This window comes from Kocuria sp. ZOR0020 (assembly GCF_000800955.1).
GTDB classification, from domain to species: Bacteria; Actinomycetota; Actinomycetes; order Actinomycetales; family Micrococcaceae; genus Kocuria; species Kocuria subflava.
The window spans coordinates 1-3,884 of record NZ_JROX01000077.1 but is presented as its reverse complement, the minus strand read 5'-3'; the positions used below and the strand labels follow the sequence as shown (position 1 = coordinate 3,884).

Annotated in this window: 2 protein-coding genes; both read left to right on the top strand. The window is 66.1% G+C overall.

The features are described from left to right. The first annotated feature begins 150 nt into the window (after nt 1–150). The gene (locus tag L979_RS05310) at nt 151–1,665 is read left to right on the top strand and encodes a glycoside hydrolase family 32 protein (RefSeq protein ID WP_047690149.1); all 1,515 of its coding nucleotides are present in this window, start codon (nt 151–153) and stop codon (nt 1,663–1,665) included. 69 nt (nt 1,666–1,734) lie between these two features. Next, on the top strand, nt 1,735–3,747 hold the full coding sequence (locus L979_RS05305) for a sucrose-specific PTS transporter subunit IIBC (protein WP_081993860.1): 2,013 nt from the start codon (nt 1,735–1,737) through the stop codon (nt 3,745–3,747). Nucleotides 3,748–3,884 lie beyond the last annotated feature (137 nt).

The window sequence follows — 3,884 nt, the reverse complement described above, 5'->3', positions numbered from 1 at the left end:
CCCCTCAGCGGGCGATCAAACGGCCTACTCGGCGGGGAAGGTATCCAATGTGATCCTCCTCAAACACGCAATCCCGTGCAACCGCAACCACCCGCTTCTCCCGGGCGAATACGCTCACGCGACAAGCAATGATTCCGACCGGGGGAAAGTGTGGAAGAAGACCTCAGGGCACTGGCGCGGCAAGCCGTGGAAGCATCGACCGCTGCAAGCGACCCCGACTACCCCCTGTTCCACGTGGCCCCTCCGGTGGGCCGGCTCAACGACCCCAACGGGCTGGTGGTCCACCGGGGCGTCTACCACGCGTTCTACCAGTTCAGCCCGTTCCACCCGGACCGCAAACTGGTCTACTGGGGCCACAGCACCTCCACGGATCTGACCACGTGGGAGCACCGGGAGGCGGCGATCATCCCGGACTCCTGGTACGACCGCAACGGCGCCTATTCGGGCAACGCCGTCGTGGACCGGGGCACCGTCCACCTCAACTACACGGGCAACGTCCGCCCCTCCGAAGAGGAGCGGGACACCCACCAGTGCGTGGTGACCTCCACGGATCTGGTGACCTTCACCAAGTCACCCCGCAATCCGCTGATCCCCGAACCCCCTCACGGCCACACCCGCCACGTCCGTGACCCCCAGGTCTGGCGCGACGACGACGGCTCCTTCCGCATGTGCCTGGGCGCCCAGCGCCAGGACCTGACCGGCTGCGCCCTGCTGTACCGCTCACCGGATCTCACGACCTGGGAGTTCGAGGGTGAGCTGAGCTTCCCCGAGACCCCCGAGCTGAACCAGGATTTCGGCTACATGTGGGAATGCCCCGCCATCGTGCGGGTCCCGGATGCGGACGCAGACAAGATCCACGACGTTCTCCTGTTCTGCCCGCAGGGCATCTCCCCCAGCCGTGAGGGGTTCAAGAACATCTTCCCCACCTGCTACGTGGTGGGTGAGCTGCACGGCAACCAGCTGCGCAACACGGGGGACTTCCACGAGCTGGACCGGGGCTTCGAGTTCTACGCCCCCCAGGTCTTTGCCCGCGAACCCGGTGAATCCGGACCCACCCTGATGACCGCCTGGGTGGGCAACGCCTCCGAGGACCACCAGCCGTCCATGGAGCACGGGTGGGTCCACACCCTCAGCGTGATCCGCGAGCTGACGGTCAAGGACGGCAGGCTGATCCAGACACCGCACCTGGACACCTCCCGTGCGCACACGGTCACCACCGGCCTGCCGGGTCAGATCGGCCCCACCAAGGTGGAGTTGGAGCCCCTGAACGGCCGGCGCAGCTTCCGCGCGGTGTTCACGGTTGAAGCCGATCAGACCGCCGACTGGGGGCTGCGCCTTGGAACGGAGACCTCACACGTGGACTTCCTGTTCAGCGGCGGGCAGCTGACCGTGGACCGTTCCACCACCCGGTACCCGCACGGCAACCAGCGCACCGTCACGCTGCCTCAGACCTCCACCATGACGGTGGAACTCATCCACGACCGCTCGGTCACCGAACTCTTCCTGGCCAACGGCGCCCTGTCCTTCACCCTGCGCAGCTACCTGGAGGAAGCTCCTTTCGGCGTGCAGATGTGGGCCGCGGAACCCTTGCCCGTTCAGTTTCACGACGTCGCACGATTCACCCCCTCAGCACCACAACCCATCCAGTCATCGCGGATTCAGTGATCCCGGCGGGGCAGCGAGTCCCACGCCAACACTGACCGCGATTCATCACACAAAGGGAGACCCATACCCATGGATCACTCACAAGTGGCCACCAGAGTGCTGGCCGCCGTCGGAGGGCCGGAGAACATCAACGCAGCGGCCCACTGCGCCACCCGACTGCGGTTGGTCCTGGCCGACCAGGACAAAGTTGACCAGAAGGCCCTGGACGACGACGCCGACGTCAAAGGCACCTTCTTGGCCGGCGGCATGTACCAGATCATCATCGGCCCCGGCGACGTGGACATCGTCTACGGGGAGATGGTCTCCAAGGGCGGCGTCCGCGAGGTCAGCAAGGACGAGGCCAAACAGGTGGCCGCGGAGAAGGAAAACCCGGTCATCCGCCTGATCAAGACCATTGCGGACATCTTTGTCCCCATCCTGCCCGCGTTGATCGCCGGTGGTCTGATGATGGCCATCAACAACGTGCTGACCGCACCGGAACTGTTCGGTGAGCAGTCCGTGGTGGAGATGTTCCCGGCCATCGCCGACTACGCCGAGCTCATCAACATGATCTCCGCGGCGGCATTCGCCTTCCTGCCCGTTCTGATCGCCTTCTCCGCGGTCAAGCGCTTTGGCGGCAACGTCTACCTGGGTGCCGCCATGGGTGCGGCCATGGTCAGCCCCAGCCTGGTCAACGCCTACGACTACGGCGCCATGATCGAAGCCGGTGAGGCCATCCCGGCCTGGCACCTCTTCGGTCTGACCGTGGAGCAGGTGGGCTACCAGGCCCAGGTGATCCCGGTGCTGTTCGTCTCCTGGCTGCTGGTGTTCATCGAGAAGCGCTTCCACAAGATCTTCAAGGGCACCGCGGACTTCCTGCTGACCCCGCTGTTCACCATGCTGATCACGGGCTTCCTGGCCTTCATCATCGTGGGCCCCCTGACCCGCGTGCTGTCCAACGGCATCACCGACGGACTGTCCTGGCTCTACGAATCGGCCAACCCGTTCGGCGGTCTGGTCTTCGGTCTGCTGTACTCCCCGATCGTGGTCACCGGCCTGCACCAGTCCTTCCCGGCCGTGGAACTGCCGCTGATCAACGAGGGCGGCTCCTTCATCTTCCCGATCGCCACCATGGCCAACGTGGCCCAGGGTGCCGTGTGTCTGGCGGTGTTCCTGCGCGCCCGGGACGCCAAACTCAAGGGCATCTCCGGTGCGTCGTCGGCCTCCGCGCTGTTCGGCATCACGGAGCCCGCGATCTTCGGTGTGAACCTGCGCCTGCGTTGGCCGTTCTTCCTGGGCCTTGCCGCCGCGGGCATCGGCGCCACCCTGGTGGCCATCTTCGACGTCCGCGCCATGGCGTTGGGGGCCGCTGGCCTGGTGGGCTTCGTGTCCATCCGCCCCACGGACATCCCCATGTACCTGGTGATCATGGCCATCACCTTCGCCATCGCCTTCACGGCGGCGTTGGTCTACGGTTCCACGCGCGGGCGCGCTTCCATTGCCGGAACCACCGGTGAGGACAACTTGGAGGACCAGGAAGCCGCCGCCGAGGCCGCCGCCCTGCACGCCGAGGAGCACCACGCCCCCGCGGCCACCCACGTGGAGATCCCCGAGGAGGCAGCCTTCGACTACGTGGTGGCAGCCCCCGTCGACGGGGAGGCGATCACCCTGGACCAGGTCAAGGACGAGACCTTTGCCTCCGGCATGCTCGGCCCCGGCGGAGCGATCGTGCCCAGCAACGGCCCCGTGGTCTCCCCCGTGGATGGCAAGGTGGTGGTGGCCTTCCCCACCGCCCACGCCTACGCACTGCGGTCGGAAAGCGGTGTTGACGTGCTGATCCACATCGGCATGGACACCGTGAAGCTGCAGGGCGAGCACTTCACGCCCAAGGTGGTCAAGGGCCAGACGGTTCGCCGCGGCGACGTCCTGGCGGAAGTCGACTGGAAGGCGGTTGCAGCCGCCGGCTACGACCTCACCACGCCCGTCGTCGTGAGCAACGCCAAGAAGCTGGCCGGTGTGGAGACCACCTTCACCCCGGGCCAGATCACGGCCGGTGCGCACTTCCTGGAGGCCACCGCCAAGTCGGAAGAGGTCACGGCCTGACCCACTGGGCCGCCGTCGTCGCGACCCTTCCCCCCTCCTGACGCCGAGTAGGCCGTTTGATCGCCCCTGACTGGGGCGGTTTCAGGGGGTAAGTGCAACACCGGATTGATTGGTGGTGTTGTTCATGGGTGCTGCTG